The sequence below is a fragment of the Leptolyngbya sp. DQ-M1 genome, assembly GCF_039962505.1.
Classification (GTDB): Bacteria; Cyanobacteriota; Cyanobacteriia; order Leptolyngbyales; family Leptolyngbyaceae; genus Leptolyngbya.
The window spans coordinates 1-18,794 of the sequence record NZ_JAMPLJ010000026.1 but is presented as its reverse complement, the minus strand read 5'-3'; the positions used below and the strand labels follow the sequence as shown (position 1 = coordinate 18,794).

Sequence of the window (18,794 nt, the reverse complement as noted above, 5' to 3'; positions counted from 1 at the left end):
AGGTCTTCTAGACTAAGCATGAGGGCAAACTGGGCGCGATTTTTAGCAATTTCAGCCTATCGGGTTTGCCCCTTTCTTGTCTCAATCCTTATCCCGAACTCAGGTTAAAGTAGAAGTGATGGAATTCAAACAGCGACTTCTTGTGGTGCAGTTGTTTGGTTTGGAGACTGCACCTTGCCTAATAAACCGCGTAATTTTTCGCCCTCAATCACTTCGGTTTCCAGCAGTTGAGTCGCGATCGCTTCCAGCAAATCTTGATTCTGACGCAGAATTGCGAGGGCGTGTTCGTGCGCGGTTTCCACAATCTCTTTAACTTCGATATCGATCGCTTTTGCCGTATCGTCGCTCACCATCCGTCGAGGATTGGGCGCATTATCTAAGAACATCGCCTGCTGCCCTTGCTGATACGCCAATGGACCCAGTACTTTACTCATGCCGTAGGTCGTAACCATCCGCTCCGCTAAATCGGTTGCCCGTTGCAGATCGTTAGAAGCACCCGTCGTAATGCTGCCAAAAATGACTTCTTCCGCCGATCGTCCTCCTAATAGCGTGGCAATTTGACCTCGCAGTTCAGCTTCGTTCATTAAAAAGCGATCTTCTGTCGGAAGCTGTAAGGTATAGCCGAGTGCTGCCATTCCGCGAGGCACGATCGAAATCTTCTCAACTTGACCACTTCCACCCGTTAAAGCTCCAACTAAGGCATGACCCACTTCGTGATATGCCACAATCTTCTTCTCGGTTTCGTTGAGCACCCGACTCTTTTTCTCAAGTCCAGCTACGACTCGCTCGATCGCTTCTGCAAAGTCCTCTTGAGCTACAGTTAAGCGCTGATTTCGAGCGGCTAACAGCGCGGCTTCGTTGACCAAGTTGGCAAGATCGGCTCCGGCAAATCCAGGAGTGCGGGTTGCGATCGCCTTCAAATCGACATCCGGACCGAGTTTTACTTTCTGAGCGTGAATTCTCAAAATCGCATCGCGACCGGAAAGATCGGGACGATCGACTAAAACTTGCCGATCAAACCGACCCGGACGCAATAGCGCTTGGTCTAAAACTTCGGGGCGGTTCGTTGCAGCTAATACAATCACGGTTGCATCGGTTGCCGCAAATCCATCCATTTCGGTGAGCAATTGATTCAGTGTTTGTTCTCGCTCATCGTTGCCGCCATACATTCCGTTACTGCTGCGAGATCTGCCGATCGCATCGAGTTCATCAATAAACACAATACAAGGAGCCTGCTTTTTCGCTTGATCAAACAAATCCCGGACTCGCGAAGAACCGACCCCGACAAATAGTTCGACAAATTCAGATCCTGAAATACTGAAGAATGGAACCCCTGCTTCACCTGCTACCGCTTTCGCCAGCAGTGTCTTTCCAGTTCCCGGAGGACCTACTAATAAGACACCTTTCGGAATCTTTGCACCAATTGCTGTATATCGTGCGGGAGTCTTGAGAAAATCGACGATTTCAACTAACTCGGTTTTTGCTTCTTCGACTCCTGCAACATCGGTAAACGTAATCTTTTCTGATTCACCTTCAACGTAAACCTTCGCTTTGCTTTTTCCGATCGACAGTGCTCCCTGGGGATTATTAGCACCCCGCGCTAGAAAGAACTGCCAAATTGCTACAAAAATCAGTGGCGGAATCACCCAACCGAGTAGACTAGTAAACCAACCATTTCTCGCGGGTGGTGTCGCCGCAAACTCGACCCCTTTTTGTTCTAAAAGTTTAGGTAACTCTAAGTCAAAAATCGGAGTTGTAGAAAACACTTGCCCTGGAGTGCCATCTTCTGTTTTTAGTTGATACCGAATTTGATTTTGACCGACTGAGACTTGGCTGACCTCTCCTTCCTGGACTTGGTGAATGAACAAGCTATACGGCACAGCCGGGACTTGAGCACCTAACAAGTTGGGTAAAAACAGATTGATGAGCAGAAATGCTCCCGATACGGCTAACAAAATGTTTGCAATTAAGCGAGAACGAGGCGGAGTCGGTTTTTCTTTAAGCGCCATGCGTGTTATCAATCCTTTTGACTTAAAGTCTTCAATGAGTTCTTTAGGCTACAAAATTGTTGAATCAATTCTCAAGTATCAGAAGTTGGAGTTGGGGGCATTGAGTTTAGAATTCTGCTTCGACTGGTCGCAGCGTTTTTTTAACTTGCAATCGCTGACACAAAATTTTGTCAGACAGAACTGCGCTAACCGTTTCGCTCGTAGAAATCTCTAACTGAGCTTCTAGAGGTGCTTTGAACAAGAGCCTTTCTCCAGGAAAAATCACACGCTCGAAATACCAGTTCTCAATGTTCTGAATTCGAGCAATCTGGATTCGAGAAGTAGGGTTCATGTAGTAGCAAAGTACTAAATCGGTCTCATGTCGATCGAGGGAAGAGCTTAGTTGTCTCATAGAAAAATCTCATGGATACAACAATTCAGATGCAACACAGCACTCCATCAACAAGAATCAGTGATTGTAGAGTTTCGAGCTGTAGCAACTAAAAATCAAAATGAGGTATCAGCCTCTACAGAAATTCGTCAGCTTGAAGCCAAGCTTCAAACCAGCATTTCCTCACGACAGTAGCTACAGCGCCAGTAAAGTTGTCCCGATCGCACATGACGAAGTAAAATCCTTGAACAGTAAGGACAAACACACTGGCTGGAAGCTGGCGCATTCGGGGGCGGGAGAGACTGTTGCTCATGACCTGTAATTGTTTCGGTTCTCAATTGTCTTAAATTGATTGATAGCATTCCCATTTTTTTAAAAATCGAATTACAGCGAAAGTTGTACTGGCAGAACTACAGTACAAGTACTTCATTACACTGTTTAGCCGTGATTGTAGACTAAAATTTAGTATCGCATTCTGCTACTGGAAAGTATGTTTTAGTAATTGTCTAATTTGTATAGTTATTGTTTGAATTCCACTAAAACATTCCAAAGACGCAGATGTAATTGAACTGTTTTCACAAGAATAAAAAGAGACTTATGCCTGGACACGACATTATTGTGATTGGAACTTCAGCCGGCGGACTCAAAGCGCTAGGCGCGATCGTTGGCGCTCTGCCTGCTGCGTTAGATGCTGTTTTACTGATTGTTCAACACCTCGAACCCAATAAGCCTAGTATTCTTCCTAAAATTCTTTCAGACGTTGGTTCTCTGCCTGCGGTTCACCCCGTTGATGGTGAAGAAATTCAACCTGGGCGCGTTTATGTTGCTCCGCCTGATTATCATTTGCTGCTGAATCAGGGCTATGTGCGAGTCATCCGTGGACCGCAAGAAAACCGATTTAGACCCGCGATCGACAGCCTCTTTCGTTCTGCTGCTCGCGCTTATGGTCCGAGGGTGGTAGGAGTCGTTCTGACAGGCTATCTCGACGATGGCACGGTCGGCTTGCAGGCAATCAAGAAACGGGGCGGCGTAGCGATCGTGCAAGACCCCAAAGAAGCAGAATATCCCAGCATGGCAAAGAGTGCATTGCAGTTTGTCAGGGTCGATCACTGTCTGCCCCTGGCTGAAATTCCAGACCTTTTAGTGCGTTTATCAAAAGAACCCACCGAATCAGAGGAAGCTTACCCCGTGACTCAAGAAATCGAAGTCGAATCGAACATTGCTGAACAAAGAATGAATACCCAGGAATTTTTGCAGAATGTCGAAGCGATCGGAACTCGAACGACCTACACCTGTCCCGAATGTAGCGGGAGTATTTGGCAGATTGGCAACAATGAGCCGCTGCGGTTTCGCTGTCATACGGGGCATTCATTTACAGCGAATGTCCTGCTAGCAGAGCAAACCCAAAACCTGGAAAATGCCCTTTGGTCGGCGATTCGAGCAATGGAAGAAAAAGTCACGTTTTCGCGTCAAATGGCAGAACGGATGGAAACTCACAACCATCTAGACTCAGCCGCACAATACAACGATCATGCGGATCGCTTGGATGAGGAAGTATCCCTGATTCGGGGAATTGTTCTGAATGGTTTTGCGACAAAACGAACTATTGCTGAAGATGAGGAAGGACAACCCGCTTAATCTGCTCGTGCAGGTGTGAGTCGAGGCACAAATCGTTGATGAATCAATATGCATCGATTTGCATCGATTTGCGATCGCGTTTCAATAGAAGTTTCAATTGTGTTTAAGTTGTATCACTTTGATTAAAAACGCTCAAAAGTTGCAGACTCTAACAGGTTGCTTTCCTCAAAAAGATACAAAACAGGTTGGGTTGCTTTGAGTAAAACAGAAAGCATCAACACCGAATTAGGAGTGTCTCACTTATGGCTACAACTTTGATGGGAGTGCCAAGTTTTCGTAATGCTCAAAGAGTCAGCTTTGTGGGCGGAGAAGGAATTGTACGAAACTACAAACCTGAAGCTGAAACCTGGACTTATTACATTGAGATGGCGCTAGGAGTAGAGCCTGAGTTTGGCAGAATTGGTGCAGAAACAATGGTGGTTCTGGCTGAGTCAGATTTGCGAGCAGCATAATCTTCAAGATGCTTTGGTTTGCGCTTTATACAACAAACTGGAGATCTCTTAAATGCCTATTCCGCAATATGCTTTATTTTGCCTGATGGTGCTTGTCTCGCTCTTGATATCACTAGAGCGAATGGGAACAGCACTGGATGAAGCTGACATTGGAGGTTTCTGCATCTGGACGTGTGTTGCAGGAACGATCGCAGGCTTACCGATTTTGTTGTGATTGAAGGGCTTTAACCCATTCAATGCTGCTGGAAATGCAGATGAACTGCTTTTTTGAAAAATCTCATTACAACCATGAATTCTAAACAGTTGTCGAACTTCTCATTTTTGCTCTCCTTGAAGTACGGCATCTGGATTCTCTGGACTCCTCTCTGGGTATTCGGAACAATCGAGCGAGTTGTAGCTGCCTTTGCTGACCATTCCATCTCGCCTGTAGACTTTCTGCAAATCTCGATCGCTGCTTTTTTTCTATTCGGTTGGCTGCTGTTAAAGCCATCGTTGTACCTTTGCTCTGATATTGAGCAAAGCTGAAATTTGACCAATTCTGTAATTTTTAATCACTATTGAATCAACAAGGAGTTACCCATGTCTGGACAAATGTGCTGGCTATCTAGCTCAAATTATCAGGGTCAATTGATTCTGCATTTAAGAGAACGTTCGTTTGAACCTTGGCTGCCCTACACGGCATGTCCTCAACATAAAGTCCCTGATTATCTCATTCCTGGTGGTTCCAAAGGGTGGAGTACCTACCAAAAGCTGAGGCAAGCAGGCTGGACGTTAATCCCCACTGCTCAAGCCCAAAATGCAGTCATTAGACCAGAAGTTCAACGGGTCTAAAACAGTTAACTCCACTGCCATTCTCTGTCCTCAAGTTCCTTCTGAGGTAACAATAAGGTTACTTCAATTTCCTGCCGAACTGCGGCTGTTAGTGCACAACCCGTATTCAGACAATCTATCAGCAATTGATTCGCAGTATAGTACTGTTGCAACAGGTGCTGCTGCTCAGGACTAAAGTTCCATTGATGCTGAGTGTTACGATGCTCAGAGACGGCTGCTCTAAGCTGCTCTGCCCAACTTAGAGCGCTCGTTTTCCACCATGTCTGAAATTCTTTTCGATCCTTTGCTAGGTCTGGAAGTTGGTCTTTAAGCTGTTGCAGCGATCGGTGTAAATTGGTATCCATGACCAGAATTAGAGCATTGTCGAGAGCATCAACACAGGCACGAGCATGAGTGACATTGCCAGCGTCGGCTCCTTTAGCGTAGCGCTTGGCACTCATCGTACACTTTCGGACAAGATTATCTAATGCCATGTCGAGAAAAACTCCTTGATCTAGTGTCGAAGAAAGTGCGAGAAGTGGCACGAGTTGTGGCTGATGTGCAAGGGCATGGTGAAAGGCGCGAATTGCAGTCGGCGAGGGAGGAGCGGCAAGCGATTTTTGGTGTGCCCAGCCTAAGAATTTTTGTACATCCTGATCTTGAGCCACAAGTGCATCAATCTGCCGCTTCATCAACAGCACAAGCGGATCTGCACTTCGCAGCATCGCCGCCGTTAACAAAAAAATTTCCCGCCAGCGAGGATCGGTAATATGACTGACTAAGCGATCGAGGGGTTGCTCTGTGGCTTGCAGGTTGTAATTTGCCACAATTTTTCGTGCTGTAAAATATTCTTGAAAGGCTAAATCGGAAAACGAGAAAATCCCTCGTACTCGCTCGGTGAGTAGTCCATGTTGGAGTTCGATCGCTTTAAGGATTCCTTCGCTCTCGATTTGCAACTCTTCTAGCTCGATTTCTCCTCCGGGGAACTGCGAAGCAATCGTGCTGCGATTTTCCTCCAGGATCATCGAAGCAGTCGGCAAATCACGAAGATAGTCGCTAATGTATTCCTTAATGCTGTGTTGTTCAAAAAAGCACTTACCCTGCTCGAATGTGATCGCAGCAATCTGACTCAGCAGCTTGAGTTTTTGGGGCAATGAGAATCCTTGATACAGTTCCTCCCGCTCAAATCCTTTTGCTTCATCCCATTTGGACAGCAAAATATCGATACATTGCCGATAAAACTCCGATCGCTGGCTTGGGAATTGGTGCTGGTACTGAAACATCCAGCAGGCGAGATGTAGAAACAAGGGAGTTGCGGCAAGTTGGCGGAACGGTAGATTTTCGGACAGGTTGAGTTTCTCAATAAACTGACCTGCCTGTTCTCGCCCCTCTTGAGGAGTGATTTTTGTCAATGCCTCAAACCACTTCTGTCCAAAGGCAGCAATTTGAGCTTGAGTAAACGGAGCAATTTCAACATCAGTGAAGCGATTCAAGCTGAGTGATTTCGCTGCGGTGCGACAGGTGACAACAAATAGATTCTGTTGATAGTTTTCCGAAAATCTACGAATCTCCTTCACGACTGCCTTACTGTCTTGACCGCATTCATCTAACCCATCAAGCAACAGCAACATTTTTCCCGATCGCAACAAGGCTTCAACCACGTCGGAATCTGAAATGCCAGAGGTGAGAAATTCCTCGCGAATGTAGTGAATTAAACTGAATTCATCCATCGCTCTAGACTCGTCAGCAAAATCCCGCAGCGTGATAAAAATGGGAATCCGATTTGCAGCAAATCGACCCCGGTTGCACTGAATGGCGAGATGCTGCAAGAAGGTAGTTTTACCTGCTCCAGGTTTGCCCAATATCCGAAGCTTCGAGTAGGTTTCGACGGCTCTTGTTCCCTCCGTTTGAGTCTGAGACATCTCGCCGAGTCCAAAGAGATCGAAGTCTTTTGATGTAAAGTTTTGCAGGTCAGAAATTCCTAGCCATTGTTGGCTGACGATTTCTTCCAAGATGTTGACATCAATGTAAAGGTCGTCAATTTTGATAGGACGGCTCACGTTCAATAACTGCAACGTGCCACACTGATTTTGCACTTTGTCCTGACGTTGTACTCTCACCTGACGGACTAGGCTCTCCATTTCCGGAGGAGTTTCATATGCCTGTTTAGGCTCTGATCTTGCGATCGCAGAATGTTCAGCGATGTCTTGCCAATCTAGCCCTAAAGCAGAACACAATTCGATAAAAATATGACGTTCCACCGGACGACCTGTGAAAAATCTCCAAACGGGTTGGCGGGTCCTAAGGTTCACTTCCATTGCCAAGCCTTCCTGCGTCCAGCCCGTGCGATCAAAGGCGCTTTTAGCTTGTTTGATTCCCGCTTCTGTCGCTTGGAACGATCGCTTTGCCATCGGAAAACCCCTGTGCTCAAGATCCATTACCCACAAGCGCCTGGATCTTAATATTTATCTTTAGAATCGTAATCTTTCGGTAGAAGCAGAGTCCGCGAAACTGAAGTGATTTCTGCTCTAGGAAATGCAAGTGCAACGATTGAAAATAAGTCCTCTTTTGGATATCTCTAAGGTAAGAGGTAACTAAGCTGGGTTGTAGAACACACTGAAATTTAACCTTAGTCGAGTTACAAAGTGAACACTTTAACGACTCCATCAATTTCCGTGGCGGATCGCATTCTAGTCGTCGATGACATTGAAGATAACTCTGTTCTGCTTCAAGTCGTTCTAGAGCAAGAAGGCTACGAGGTAGATGTGGCAAACAGCGGTCGAAAGGCATTAGACAAAGTTGAGTACCACCAACCCGACTTAATTTTGCTGGATGTAATGATGCCGGAAATGAATGGGTTTGAAGTGACACAACGGATTCGGCAAAACAATCGTATTCCCTTCATTCCAATTTTGTTGATTACAGGGTATGACCAGTTCAATTCAGCAGAAGAATTTGAATTCGGTGCAGATGACTTCATTCGTAAACCCGTTGACTTTAATCTTTTGCTCGATCGTATTCGCACTATCTTGCCCGAGGACCGCAACGATCAAGCGTTCCGAAGCCGTTAATCGCTTCGAGTGAAATGACCAGCGTTCGTGTTGCTTGCTTTATGCAGATGCGACTAATTCACTAACGATCGCGATTACTTTCTCTGGAACAGCAGGTTTAGTTAGATGACGCTGAAACCCGACGGAGATTGCTTGCTGCTGATCTAATTCTCCAGCGTAAGCGGTTAGCGCGATCACGGGAACTTGTTCACCATTGGGCAGGGAGCGAATCTGATTAAGCAACATATAGCCATCCATCTCTGGCATTCAAACGGGCGGCATGACAACTTTTCGAGCGATTCCTAGCGTTTTGAGCGTCTGAATTGCCCACCAAGTCACATCAATCTGCCACCATTTCCAGCCTGCTTTTGCCACATTCGGATGAGCATGATGATTATTGTGCCAACCTTCTCCAAATGCAAGCAGGGCTACCCACCAGAGATTACGCGACCCATCTTCGGTGTCAAAAGTTCGATTGCCAAATAGATGAGTGGCTGAGTTGATCAGCCAAGTTGTATGCCAAAGCAATACAATTCGAACAAATACACCATAGACGACGAATGACCAACCACCGATCGCATAAAGCAGCAGTCCAATCGGTAGTTGTAAGAGTAGGAAATAGCGATCGAGCCACAGGTAAAACGGATCGCGAGCTAAGTCAGGTGCGTATCGGTAATAGGTTTCAGTCGCAAAGAATTGATCGCGTGGATAAAGAATCCAAAGAATGTGACTCCACCAGAAGCCCCGTCGAGCAGAATAAGGATCTTTCTCGACATCTTCAGTAAAGGCGTGATGTAATCGATGTCCAGATACCCAGAAGATTGGACCTCCCTGCATTGCAAGTGCGCCCAGAAAGCCAAAGGTATACTCTAGTGCCTTCGGAACTTGGAAACTGCGGTGAGTCAATAAGCGATGATAACCCAAACAGATCCCAAGGCTGCCAAATAGCCAATGAAGTGTAAGCATAACTCCGAATGCTGACCAAGAGAAAAACCAAGGCGCAAGGAGCGCGAGCAGATGAACTGTGCTGAAAAAGACGACATTCGTCCAGTTCAGTACGAGCGGTTGCTGTTCTGTTAAAGCAGAACTAGAAGATTGCACAGTCACAAATTTCCTTAGACGTATTAAAGTATTGGTGTAACAAAGCCTGAATTATGCTGCGTACAACTCTGTTTTAGAGAAAGTTGCAGAATGCCATCTACAGCTTTTGAATGTTTTATCAGAATTTGTATAAGTTATACGTAAGTTATACGTAAGTTATACGTTGATTTAGATTGAACAGCAGTTTGCCAAAATTAGCTTGATTAACGAATTCCTAAACTGATGGTTAAGACTCAAATTCTAAGTCAGTTGCCCGCTCACTTTAGCGATCAAGTTCTTTGCTATTATGTCAACGCTGCCGCTAACTCAAGCTTGCCCGAATCGTCAACATTTCAAACTGGTACCTTAAGCAAGTTATTTTGACTGGCGACAAGCCTTTGTTTGAAGTATGTCCGGGAGCTGAACTCGAAATCTATATTTTCTGACGACTCACGCACAACTCGCATTAAGCCTTAATTTTGTTTTACCGCCTCGCTAGTAATGGCTCTTCGTCAGGGATTACAGGTTCATAGTCTTGACAGTTAATTGCTTCTTCTGTCAAAGCTTTGCATGGATAGAGTGTACATTTCAAATTGTACTCCCCTGTAAAGAAAGTACAGTCACTACAGGGAACTTGATGTAATCGTTGAAGATTTGCCCAACCTTGCAGCAAAGCTTGCCACATCGAGATTAAGAAGCCGATAAGAACGAGCCAAATACAAATTGTGAAAATTGCTCTTCCAAGATGTGAAATGTCTTGAAGTAAAGCCGCTATCAGCATGGTAGAACCTTAAGGAGTTTTAATCAGATGTGTGAGAACCCATAGAGAAAAGCGTGATATCTGAACTTGCTACTAATTTAGTATTTTTAGTATTGTTGTCGCCATGAGAAAGAGGTCTGTTGCTTACTTGATCAAGTGCAGAAGACTTCGCAGAACGCTCACGCCTGCCAAATCCCACAATAGATAGGCTGCAAATCCGATCATTGCTAAACGTCCGTTCCATAATTCTGCTTGGGGATTAAAGCCGAACAGAAAAGCATTGCGATCGATACCATTGTATTCTGTAGCGACGGGAGGTAATTTGGTGGCTTTGTTAGTTTGCATGATTTACATTTCTTAATGAACTCCTTTCATGGTATTGACAGAGTTCACGTTTGCTATTGACCTTTAGAGGCATCTCTTCACGATTCGGTTAGATTCGTGATCAAGGCGATGAGTTGAGCATCATTGATCGGTCTTGCAATATGAATCTGAAAGTTAGCCCCGATCGCGGACTGTGCTAAAAAGTTTCCGGCGCTCTGGTCTGTCGAATTAGAGACAGTTCACTCTCATTGATAGAGGAGTAAGCATAAAGAATGAAGTAATCTAATCAAGCTGTAGCACTTTAACCGATTTTATGCTGATTGTTCATCACTTAAATAATTCTCGCTCTCAACGTGTATTGTGGCTGCTAGAGGAACTCGGATTAGAGTATGACATTCAGTACTACCAACGCGACCCCGAAACTTTATTAGCACCAGCATCTTTGCATCAGGTACATCCTCTAGGAAAATCTCCTGTCGTGACTGACGGGGACTTAACTCTGGCAGAATCGGGTGCGATTGTTGAATACTTGATCGATCGATCAATATGGTGAAGGGCAGTTGATTCCTCCACCGGATACATCCGACCGATTGCGTTACACCTATTGGCTGCATTATGCTGAAGGATCGGCAATGCCACCACTACTGTTAAAGCTGATCTTCGATCGCATCGAACAGCAATCGATGCCGTTTTTCATCAAGCCCGTCGCCCGTTTGATCACAAGTCGGACTAAGCAAGCCTTCATCGAACCTCAACTGATGCGGCACCTAGACTACTTAGAAGCAGAACTTGGAAAAAGCTTATGGTTTGCTGGAGATGATTTTACAGGCGCTGACGTTCAGATGAGTTTTTCGATCGAAGCAGCAGTTGCACGAGCAGGTTTAGACAGAAGCCGCCCGAAGTTAATTGAATTTTGCGTTGCCTTTGGCACAGCGTAGCTGCCCGCATTCACAGTCGTCCAGCTTATCAGCGGGCATTAGAAAGTGGCGATGCATACGAGTTTGCAAGTTGATAACAACGCAGTTTCTAGAATCTGTCATCAAGTCAATCGCCTGCGATTTCTGCAAGCAAAGGAGAATCTAAAAAACACAAGCGCTCGCAATAACGCGATCGTTCCATTCTTAAACAACCTGCACAAGCTCTGAAATAGTCCAAACTCTACAATCGCAAGCGTATGTCTATCCTTGAGATCGCGGTTAGTTAATCCGAAAAATATCCGGCAAATTCTGAATGCGTTGGGCAAGCTCAGAGATTTGAGTATAAGTGGTAATCAACTCTTTTCCGTCCACATTGAGTTGACGAGTCGGATACTTCTGAAAGACTTCAATCAGTGAAATTCGATTGTCGCCACTGGCAGACAAGACTAGCGCGGCTCGAAGGGCTTGACGATTTGAGGCGTTTGCAGGTGTTTGAATGGTGCGACCAATGCGATCAAGCGCAAAATCTCCTGCTGGACTGTTTAGCACACGATCAAGCGTAATCAGTCGCACCGGAATTTCTCGGGTGAGGGCGGATCTAACTGCCTCTGGGCTTTGGTTCGTGCGCCGTAGATAGTAACTAATGGTCGAAGACTGCCTACCTGTTTGGGCAAACTCAGCCAGTTCCTGAACGGAAAACGTTTCACTGAACGCACCATATCGAAACACGATTGCGTCTGCTGCGACCGCTGAATGACCCCAAACTAAGGTGCTAACACCAATGACCAAGCCTGCAAGACTGTGGCGAATTGAGGAAAAGAGTTTCATAAATTGCGAATTTATAAGATTGTTCTCACAGTCTACAAAGTGCTTTTTACAATCAGCCCTCTCAAACGTTAGAACACTGGTGAGGATGACGCATCTTTAGACAGGTTTATGAGGAAATGCCTGAGATTCACAAAGAAACCTTTGTGCATGAAGAAGTGACAATTAAACTGAGGCAAGTTGTTTTACTTTCCCTTCCAAGGACTGCATAATTGCCTGGTACGGCTTGATGAACTTATCAATCCCATCTTTTGCAACATCCTCCATCACTTGGTCAAGATTGATATCGATGTCTGGATCTTTCAGATTCTCGATCAGCGTGTGTGCTTTATCTAAATCTGTAGTTAAGCGATCGGCAACATCACAATGATCTGCACAAGCTTCGATTGTTGCGGGCGGCAGTGTATTCACCGTATCTGCACCGATCAGCGCATCCACGTACATCACATCGCTATAGGTTGGGTCTTTCGTTCCTGTGCTTGCCCACAGTAGACGCTGAACATTTGCGCCTTTTGCTTTGAGTGCTTGCCATCGATCACTGTTCACCAGTTCTTGATACTTCTCATAGGCAAGTTTGGCATTTGCGATCGCAACTTTCCCTTTGACCGCACTCAACTGAGCTGAAAATTGCGCTCCATCTGTTCCAACCGTCTTAAGCTTTTCGTCAAGGAGTTCATCAACCCTGCCATCAATTCGACTCAAGAAGAAACTAGCAACGGATGCAATCTTGCTGATGTCCTGATTCTTCGCCACACGCGCTTCTAGTCCACGCAAATAAGCCTCAGCCGCATCAACATAGTTTTTCAGGCTAAATAAAAGCGTGACATTCACATTGATGCCATCTCGGATCACTCGTTCGATCGCTTCAAACCCGCTCAGCGTTCCAGGAATCTTAATCATGACGTTTGCGCGTCCGATTTCCTGATAGTAGCGGTGAGCATCCTCGATCGTCGCTTGCGTGTCATCTGCGATCGTCGGACGAACCTCGATGCTGACATAGCCATCTAAGCCGCCTGACTCTTCATAAAGCGGTTGCAGAATATCACAAGCATTCCGAATATCATCAAAAATTAGCGATTCATAAATCTGCTCAACTGACTTTTGAGCTTGAATGCCTACTTCAATATCAGCATCGTAAAGCTTACTACCAGAAACTGCTTTCTCAAAGATAGCTGGATTAGTCGTAATACCGCGAATACCCCGTTTTTCAATCATGCGTCGTAGTTCACCCGACTGAATCAAATCACGGGTCAAATTATCCATCCAAATACTTTGTCCATAGTCCCAAACTGCCAAAATCTGATTACTCGCCATCATATCCTCCTAAATCGCTATCTGTTCTTGACTTTTTCTACTTCGATTGAACTGCTTCGCGTCGTCCCAGTGGTGACTGTTCGTAGTGTTGTAGTAGATCGGCTGGGTTGTCGTAAATTGCGATCGCATCTACAAGCTGAGCATCATCAAAGTCTCCACAGCGAAACGCAATCACACTTACTCCAGCAGCAGAGGCAGCTTGAATATCATAAGGGGTATCTCCGAGCATAATGGCTTGCTCTGGTTGCAGTTGCACCTTGCTGAGCGCCGCTTGTACCAAATCTGGCTCAGGTTTAGAAGCCTCGGCATCATCAGAAGTTGTCTGCGGTTCCTCACCAAGCAAGTCTTCCACTTCAGCAGCTTTCAGTAAGCTCGATAACTCTTCGCTTGTGGCTGAACTCGCAACCACTAATTTGAAGCCATCTTGCTTCATTCGTTGAATCAGATCTCGTGAACCAGGAGCAGGCGCTAAATCCGCACTGAACTTTTCAATGATCAATTCTTTTCGTCGATCGGCAATCTTTTTACCAACTCCTTCTTTTCCATCGAGTTCTGTAACCATGCGCGGAATCACCTGATCGCTGCCCATCCCAATCAGCGGACGAACTGCTTCAAATTTAATCTCGTATCCCTGCTCTGCAAACGCTTCGACATAAGCATGAGCGTGAGCATCATTACTGATGACCAATGTGCCGTCAATATCGATGAGTACACCTTGAACTGTCATGATTTAACCTTGATTACTACGTTCTTCCATTGCGCAAGATCTAGAAGCACTTACATTTCACAGAAAGCGATCGCTACATTCCTAGCTCACAAAACTTTGTCACGAAGACTAATTGCGACCAATCCACTTTTCAGCATGGAGTCTCTGAACCACGCCCATTACCAAAACATCTAAATTTACTTTACGTTCATCGATCCAGAATGGCTCAAGCGTTGATGAATGCGTTCCAGCGTTAGCCAGCGAAAACCCTCGCTGCCCCTGAACGTCGTCATCAAAAAAGTAAACAATGAATTGGTCTTGTCCTCGATTCCAATGTCCAATCACTTGTGAACACTCGGCGTGAGTATAGCCCGGAAGCAGCATTTTTTGTTTCTGAAACGTGATATTCACGTCTGGAAGCTCTAGGTTATCTAGCATGTTTTGAAGCGCAGGTACATAGTCCTGCTGCACAAAATCTGCAAATGGTTTTGTCTCAGCACCAGGCGCTTTAGACTTCTTCTCTTGTGCTGGCTGTGCCGTTTTCTCTTTCGCTGGTTTTGCTTGAGATCCAGGCTTGCCCTCGATACTCTCTTTAGTCGTTCTGATTCTAGATTCATCTAGATTTAGAGCGTTGGGATTGTCTCCACTCACTGCACTGGGATCAGGAGCATTCGCTGAAGGAATGCTTGAAGCTTGAGCTACCGTTGTACTAACAATATTTTCTTTGATAACATCCTTGGCATTTCTGGCAACACTGATGTTTTCTTCTTCGAGCGAAGGTGCTTCTTCAGGAGAGTTAGGAGCGTCGTCACTAGATTCATCTCTCTCAGCTTGAGGGGCTTTATCTATTTCTGGCTCAACTGCTTCAGGCTGAGATTCACCAGTTTCAGAAGTTTCTTGCTTAGAGAGATTTGTGATTGCTTCAGATGACATGAGTACTTAGCCTGGAACGACTGTTGAAATTCTGTCTATATTTACTAGCGTAGAGCCTCAATCAATTGTTTCGTCCTCCTAATTGCTGAGAAGCGAAAAGCCTCTCGTCAAAGGGTTGTGTCGCAAAAATGGTAGGGTGTGAAAGCTCAATTTTCTCTAGCCCTGCTCTAAATGACGACCGATTCCTTGTTCAAATGGCGGCACTTTTTGCCTGAGATCATCTTGCTAAATGTACGCTAGTACTTCGTTATTCCTTGAGCTACCGAAATTTGGAGGAGATGATGCAAGAGCGCGGAGTCGCCGTGGATCATTCGACCCTCAATCGGTGGGTGCTGAAATTCGCGTCAGAAATAAACAAGCGGATTCGTGGGTTCTTGAAGCCCACGAACGACTCGTGGAGGGTGGGCGAAACCTACATCGAAATCCGAGGAGAGTGGAGATACCTGTACCGAGCGGTGGATTCGGAAGGCAACACGCTGGACTTCATGCTCAGTGCGAAGCGGGCTGCCGCCTTGCCATCCCGCTTTTTTCGCAAAGTGTTAGAAGCCAAGCATACTCAGACTCCCCGAGTGATTACCGTGGATAAAAATGCAGCGTATCCCGTGGCGATGCATGAATTGAAGCAAGAGAAAACATTGAAAGCCGAGACCGAATTGCGGCAGCGCAAATATTTGAATAACCTCATTGAGCAAGACCACCGGAACATCAAACGAATTGTAAAACCGATGATGGGCTTTCAATCGTTTAACACGGCGAGAAGAACCTTGCGCGGAATTGAGGCAATGGCTATGGTTCGCAAAGGACAAGTGAAAGAAATTAGTCAAGGGGACAGTGTATCTTAAGCAAGATTCATCAACGAACTCTTCGGAGTGAGTGCTTAAAACAATACGGACGAGACCAGTTCGTTTGTTACTTTAAAGTCTTTGCGACACAACCTGAATTGGGAGTGCTACAACTCTACTCTCCACACTAGGAAAAATCTTTAAGATGCTAGCTTTAATTACTGTCCCTCTACAATTAACGCCTCAGTTGATGCGAGGTCATGTCTCATCGAACGCGCTCGATCGAAGTATGACAAATCGGCATATTTGCCCATGCTGTTCCTATGTTTTACTTCGACCTATACGATCGGGAAATGTGTACTGGCGTTGTAGCCATTGTTATCAAGAAATGCCTGCCTGGCTGTAACCTATAGCACACTCCAATACCCTATTAGGCTACTATATGAGTATTGGCGCTAGATCAGATGCTACAGCTCTCTGAAGCGGATCATAACCGAGCTGTTGAGTAATCCTCTCTCTCGCTAACGCACGGTACTCCCAAAAATGTTCTCCAGCAGCGCACAATCCCAAATACATATTGAGAACCTGCGGTTTCTTGAGCAAAATAATCCAGAGTTGATACCAGAATTGTCTCCGGATCTCTGGTCGGCATATTCCCTGATGCCAGATTAGTTGGGCAACCAGTGGCAACCCCTTACTCAGCGGAAATTGCATGGTTTGCTTTCGGCTTTTCAAGGAACCGATCTTGAGACATTGCTGTAAACAGCGTCTTAGATAATTCTGAGGCTCATACAGTGTCCAAAATCCTTCAACATACTCTCTAGCAACGTCTGTAATAGGGCGCGTTGGAATGAAATTCATTAGAGTATTCTGGTCACCTGTCGGATGGCTGTTGCCTTCAATTAATCGCTGCTCCTTTTTAAGCCGCTCCCAAAGGGCTGTATTGGGTAAAGCCTGAAGGATGCCTAACATCGGTTGAGGAATGCTGGTTTGTTCGACAAATGCTTGAATGCGATCGCCCGCCCCTGCTCGTTCTCCATCAAAACCGAGAATAAACCCTGCATAGATCAGCAAACCTGCCTCATTAATTTTGTCACAGGCTTCCACAAGCGGATTACGAGTGTTTTGCAGTTTGCGGGTGACTTGTAAGCTATCTTGGTCAGGAGTTTCAATGCCAAGGAAAACGGCAAAGAAGCCTGCTTCACTCATCAATTGGAGCAATTCATCATCCTCTGCCAAATTGACTGAGGCTTCCGTAATAAAGCTGAACGGATAGTTGTGCTGTTGCATCCAGGGAATCAGTTCCCGCAGGAAGCGTTTGACGTTTCGCTGATTGCCAATAAAGTTGTCATCCACAATGAAGAGTGAGCCACGCCAACCCAGGTTATAGAGGGTTTGCAACTCAGCCAAGGCTTGGTCAGGTTCTTTTGTGCGAGGTTTGCGACCATAGAGAGAAATAATGTCACAAAATTCGCAGTTGAAGGGACATCCGCGTGAAAACTGGATTGCCATCATCAAATAGGCATCTCGTTGCAGCAAATCAAAGCGTGGTACAGGGCTTTGGGTGACATCCGGCTTCTCAAGGGAACGAAAGATTCCTTGAGTTTCGCCACGATCAATCGCTTCCAGGAATTGAGGAACCGTCATCTCCCCTTCATCTAGGATCAAGAAATGGGCACCAGCATCGAGGGCATCTTGAGGCACAGAGGTAGGATAGGGTCCACCTACGGCTACTTTCTTACCGAACCGAACCGCTTTGCGAATCAATGCTTGAAAGTCTGGCTTTTGCACCAGCATGGCTGAAAGAATCACGAGATCACACCATTCCCAATCAGCTTCGGTTTCACAGTTAACATTGCGATCGAAAAACCGAATTTCCCAATCGGATGGCAGTAACGATGCAACTGTAATAATTCCTAGCGGTGGGATCACTGCTTTCAATCCAGCCATTTCCATGAAGCGATCGTAAGACCAGAAGGACTGAGGAAATTGAGGATAGAGCAGTAGTACTCTCATAAATTTCTTTAATAATTTATAGTTGACCTTGATGCAGTGAGAAGCATTGTACAAATAAGCAATTTGAAATCTTTTAGATTTCCTTCGCATCTTCTACAGTGACGACAAAGCATTGATCCATGACAGTTAGAACAGTAATACAAAGTCCCAACTGGATAGGATGAAGTAAACCGACGAAGTAAACCAGCAGAACAACGGAGACAAATAGGCTAGTTCGTCACGCTTTGATCAAATGCGGTAGTAATCAGTACACTAGAACTCGGACTCAGTCGGACTCAGTGCAGAAGTTGATTTCAGATGCATAATGATAAACACCAGCATTGCAAGGCATTTACATTACAAGAAACGTAGGTTATATCATTTGTAGTTTTCGTCTATCTAAAGTATGGCAAATTGTAAAATTGATTAGTTCATTACCAGGCTATTTGAGGGCACTTGTACAAATTGACTCAGCCGGTGAATGGATTGAGATGGTCGCTCAATTAGTGAGTCAGGCTTCTCGTCGAGAGTGAAACTTGTAAAATTACCCTTGAAAGCTGTCGAGTCCGATTACCAGGAGTCCATTTTCAGTTTCAGGCAGGAGAAATGGGATGAGCGAGACTGGGAAATCTATACCCGTAGACTGGCTGGTTGTGTCGCAAAAATGATGGTTCTGTTGCAAAGATCTTAAAGTGACAAACGAACGGGTCTCGTTTGCGTTGCTTTAAGCACTCACTCCGAAGAGTTTGTTGATAAACTCGGCTTGAGACACACTATTCCCTCGACTGATCCCTTTCACTTGCCCTTTGCGCATCATCGCCATTGCCTC

The 18,794-nt window shown here is 45.5% G+C and carries 18 protein-coding genes and 2 pseudogenes; 9 read left to right on the top strand and 11 right to left on the bottom strand.

What is annotated here, in order from left to right; translation table 11 throughout:
• Nucleotides 1–125: 125 nt before the first annotated feature.
• Both ftsH4 and NC981_RS24985 read right to left on the bottom strand, forming a co-directional pair.
• A complete protein-coding gene (gene ftsH4 / locus NC981_RS24990) occupies nucleotides 126–2,009 on the bottom strand; it encodes an ATP-dependent zinc metalloprotease FtsH4 (protein ID WP_348245505.1) in 1,884 nt (627 codons plus the stop codon).
• A 106-nt stretch (nucleotides 2,010–2,115) separates the two neighbouring features.
• Complete coding sequence (locus NC981_RS24985) at nucleotides 2,116–2,400, bottom strand: DUF1830 domain-containing protein (protein WP_190377097.1); 285 nt, start codon at nucleotides 2,398–2,400, stop codon at nucleotides 2,116–2,118.
• A gap of 100 nt (nucleotides 2,401–2,500) precedes the next feature.
• On the opposite strand from NC981_RS24985, the gene NC981_RS24980 reads away from it, so the two are divergent.
• The 6 genes from NC981_RS24980 to NC981_RS24955 all read left to right on the top strand — a co-directional run bounded on the left by NC981_RS24980 (nucleotide 2,501) and on the right by NC981_RS24955 (nucleotide 5,300).
• On the top strand, nucleotides 2,501–2,701 hold the full coding sequence (locus tag NC981_RS24980) for a hypothetical protein (RefSeq protein ID WP_348245504.1): 201 nt from the start codon (nucleotides 2,501–2,503) through the stop codon (nucleotides 2,699–2,701).
• Nucleotides 2,702–2,976: 275 nt separating this feature from the next.
• Nucleotides 2,977–4,017 carry a chemotaxis protein CheB gene (locus NC981_RS24975; RefSeq protein WP_348245503.1) on the top strand — a complete coding sequence of 347 codons (1,041 nt, stop codon included), beginning with the start codon at nucleotides 2,977–2,979 and terminating at the stop codon, nucleotides 4,015–4,017.
• A gap of 242 nt (nucleotides 4,018–4,259) precedes the next feature.
• Complete coding sequence (locus NC981_RS24970; RefSeq protein WP_348245502.1) at nucleotides 4,260–4,469, top strand: hypothetical protein; 210 nt, start codon at nucleotides 4,260–4,262, stop codon at nucleotides 4,467–4,469.
• 52 nt (nucleotides 4,470–4,521) lie between these two features.
• Nucleotides 4,522–4,683 carry a hypothetical protein gene (locus tag NC981_RS24965; protein WP_348245501.1) on the top strand — a complete coding sequence of 54 codons (162 nt, stop codon included), beginning with the start codon at nucleotides 4,522–4,524 and terminating at the stop codon, nucleotides 4,681–4,683.
• A 74-nt stretch (nucleotides 4,684–4,757) separates the two neighbouring features.
• The gene (locus tag NC981_RS24960; RefSeq protein ID WP_190377093.1) at nucleotides 4,758–4,994 is read left to right on the top strand and encodes a hypothetical protein; all 237 of its coding nucleotides are present in this window, start codon (nucleotides 4,758–4,760) and stop codon (nucleotides 4,992–4,994) included.
• A gap of 54 nt (nucleotides 4,995–5,048) precedes the next feature.
• Nucleotides 5,049–5,300: a hypothetical protein gene (locus NC981_RS24955; protein WP_348245500.1), complete on the top strand. Its 252-nt coding sequence runs from the start codon at nucleotides 5,049–5,051 to the stop codon at nucleotides 5,298–5,300.
• A 5-nt stretch (nucleotides 5,301–5,305) separates the two neighbouring features.
• Here NC981_RS24955 and NC981_RS24950 read toward each other — a convergent pair whose 3' ends face one another.
• The gene (locus NC981_RS24950; protein ID WP_348245499.1) at nucleotides 5,306–7,690 is read right to left on the bottom strand and encodes an NACHT domain-containing NTPase; all 2,385 of its coding nucleotides are present in this window, start codon (nucleotides 7,688–7,690) and stop codon (nucleotides 5,306–5,308) included.
• Between the two features lie 234 nt (nucleotides 7,691–7,924).
• Here NC981_RS24950 and NC981_RS24945 point away from each other — a divergent pair, with 234 nt between their 5' ends.
• On the top strand, nucleotides 7,925–8,350 hold the full coding sequence (locus NC981_RS24945) for a response regulator (protein ID WP_348245498.1): 426 nt from the start codon (nucleotides 7,925–7,927) through the stop codon (nucleotides 8,348–8,350).
• A gap of 39 nt (nucleotides 8,351–8,389) precedes the next feature.
• Here the strand turns inward: NC981_RS24945 and NC981_RS24940 are convergent, their stop codons facing one another.
• The 3 genes from NC981_RS24940 to NC981_RS24930 all read right to left on the bottom strand — a co-directional run bounded on the left by NC981_RS24940 (nucleotide 8,390) and on the right by NC981_RS24930 (nucleotide 10,514).
• Nucleotides 8,390–8,596: a response regulator gene (locus NC981_RS24940; protein WP_348245497.1), complete on the bottom strand. Its 207-nt coding sequence runs from the start codon at nucleotides 8,594–8,596 to the stop codon at nucleotides 8,390–8,392.
• The gene (locus tag NC981_RS24935; protein WP_348245496.1) at nucleotides 8,597–9,436 is read right to left on the bottom strand and encodes a fatty acid desaturase; all 840 of its coding nucleotides are present in this window, start codon (nucleotides 9,434–9,436) and stop codon (nucleotides 8,597–8,599) included.
• A gap of 877 nt (nucleotides 9,437–10,313) precedes the next feature.
• Nucleotides 10,314–10,514, bottom strand: a complete 201-nt coding sequence (locus tag NC981_RS24930) for a chlorophyll a/b-binding protein (protein ID WP_348245495.1) — start codon at nucleotides 10,512–10,514, stop codon at nucleotides 10,314–10,316.
• Nucleotides 10,515–10,806: 292 nt separating this feature from the next.
• Here NC981_RS24930 and NC981_RS24925 point away from each other — a divergent pair.
• Nucleotides 10,807–11,505 (top strand): annotated as a pseudogene (locus NC981_RS24925) (glutathione S-transferase).
• Between the two features lie 184 nt (nucleotides 11,506–11,689).
• On the opposite strand, the gene NC981_RS24920 reads toward NC981_RS24925, so the two are convergent.
• The 4 genes from NC981_RS24920 to NC981_RS24905 all read right to left on the bottom strand — a co-directional run bounded on the left by NC981_RS24920 (nucleotide 11,690) and on the right by NC981_RS24905 (nucleotide 15,188).
• On the bottom strand, nucleotides 11,690–12,238 hold the full coding sequence (locus NC981_RS24920; RefSeq protein WP_190377086.1) for an alpha/beta hydrolase: 549 nt from the start codon (nucleotides 12,236–12,238) through the stop codon (nucleotides 11,690–11,692).
• A gap of 162 nt (nucleotides 12,239–12,400) precedes the next feature.
• A complete protein-coding gene (tal, locus tag NC981_RS24915; protein ID WP_348245494.1) occupies nucleotides 12,401–13,549 on the bottom strand; it encodes a transaldolase in 1,149 nt (382 codons plus the stop codon).
• Nucleotides 13,550–13,586: 37 nt separating this feature from the next.
• Complete coding sequence (locus NC981_RS24910) at nucleotides 13,587–14,276, bottom strand: HAD family hydrolase (protein ID WP_190377085.1); 690 nt, start codon at nucleotides 14,274–14,276, stop codon at nucleotides 13,587–13,589.
• Between the two features lie 108 nt (nucleotides 14,277–14,384).
• The gene (locus tag NC981_RS24905; RefSeq protein WP_348245493.1) at nucleotides 14,385–15,188 is read right to left on the bottom strand and encodes a DUF2996 domain-containing protein; all 804 of its coding nucleotides are present in this window, start codon (nucleotides 15,186–15,188) and stop codon (nucleotides 14,385–14,387) included.
• 171 nt (nucleotides 15,189–15,359) lie between these two features.
• On the opposite strand from NC981_RS24905, the pseudogene NC981_RS24900 reads away from it, so the two are divergent.
• Nucleotides 15,360–16,030, top strand: a pseudogene (locus NC981_RS24900) (IS6 family transposase).
• A 378-nt stretch (nucleotides 16,031–16,408) separates the two neighbouring features.
• On the opposite strand, the gene NC981_RS24895 reads toward NC981_RS24900, so the two are convergent.
• Nucleotides 16,409–17,986 carry a B12-binding domain-containing radical SAM protein gene (locus NC981_RS24895; protein ID WP_348245492.1) on the bottom strand — a complete coding sequence of 526 codons (1,578 nt, stop codon included), beginning with the start codon at nucleotides 17,984–17,986 and terminating at the stop codon, nucleotides 16,409–16,411.
• Nucleotides 17,987–18,794: the final 808 nt, after the last annotated feature.

Bases quoted from the DNA above. Each gene is read 5' to 3' on its own strand.
- ftsH4 (WP_348245505.1), bottom strand. From the start codon at position 2,009: ATGGCGCTTAAAGAAAAACCGACTCCGCCTCGTTCTCGCTTAATTGCA.
- NC981_RS24985 (WP_190377097.1), bottom strand. From the start codon at position 2,400: ATGAGACAACTAAGCTCTTCCCTCGATCGACATGAGACCGATTTAGTA.
- NC981_RS24980 (WP_348245504.1), top strand. From the start codon at position 2,501: ATGAGGTATCAGCCTCTACAGAAATTCGTCAGCTTGAAGCCAAGCTTC.
- NC981_RS24975 (WP_348245503.1), top strand. From the start codon at position 2,977: ATGCCTGGACACGACATTATTGTGATTGGAACTTCAGCCGGCGGACTC.
- NC981_RS24970 (WP_348245502.1), top strand. From the start codon at position 4,260: ATGGCTACAACTTTGATGGGAGTGCCAAGTTTTCGTAATGCTCAAAGA.
- NC981_RS24965 (WP_348245501.1), top strand. From the start codon at position 4,522: ATGCCTATTCCGCAATATGCTTTATTTTGCCTGATGGTGCTTGTCTCG.
- NC981_RS24960 (WP_190377093.1), top strand. From the start codon at position 4,758: ATGAATTCTAAACAGTTGTCGAACTTCTCATTTTTGCTCTCCTTGAAG.
- NC981_RS24955 (WP_348245500.1), top strand. From the start codon at position 5,049: ATGTCTGGACAAATGTGCTGGCTATCTAGCTCAAATTATCAGGGTCAA.
- NC981_RS24950 (WP_348245499.1), bottom strand. From the start codon at position 7,690: ATGGCAAAGCGATCGTTCCAAGCGACAGAAGCGGGAATCAAACAAGCT.
- NC981_RS24940 (WP_348245497.1), bottom strand. From the start codon at position 8,596: ATGCCAGAGATGGATGGCTATATGTTGCTTAATCAGATTCGCTCCCTG.
- NC981_RS24930 (WP_348245495.1), bottom strand. From the start codon at position 10,514: ATGCAAACTAACAAAGCCACCAAATTACCTCCCGTCGCTACAGAATAC.
- NC981_RS24920 (WP_190377086.1), bottom strand. From the start codon at position 12,238: ATGAAACTCTTTTCCTCAATTCGCCACAGTCTTGCAGGCTTGGTCATT.
- tal (WP_348245494.1), bottom strand. From the start codon at position 13,549: ATGGCGAGTAATCAGATTTTGGCAGTTTGGGACTATGGACAAAGTATT.
- NC981_RS24910 (WP_190377085.1), bottom strand. From the start codon at position 14,276: ATGACAGTTCAAGGTGTACTCATCGATATTGACGGCACATTGGTCATC.
- NC981_RS24905 (WP_348245493.1), bottom strand. From the start codon at position 15,188: ATGTCATCTGAAGCAATCACAAATCTCTCTAAGCAAGAAACTTCTGAA.
- NC981_RS24895 (WP_348245492.1), bottom strand. From the start codon at position 17,986: ATGAGAGTACTACTGCTCTATCCTCAATTTCCTCAGTCCTTCTGGTCT.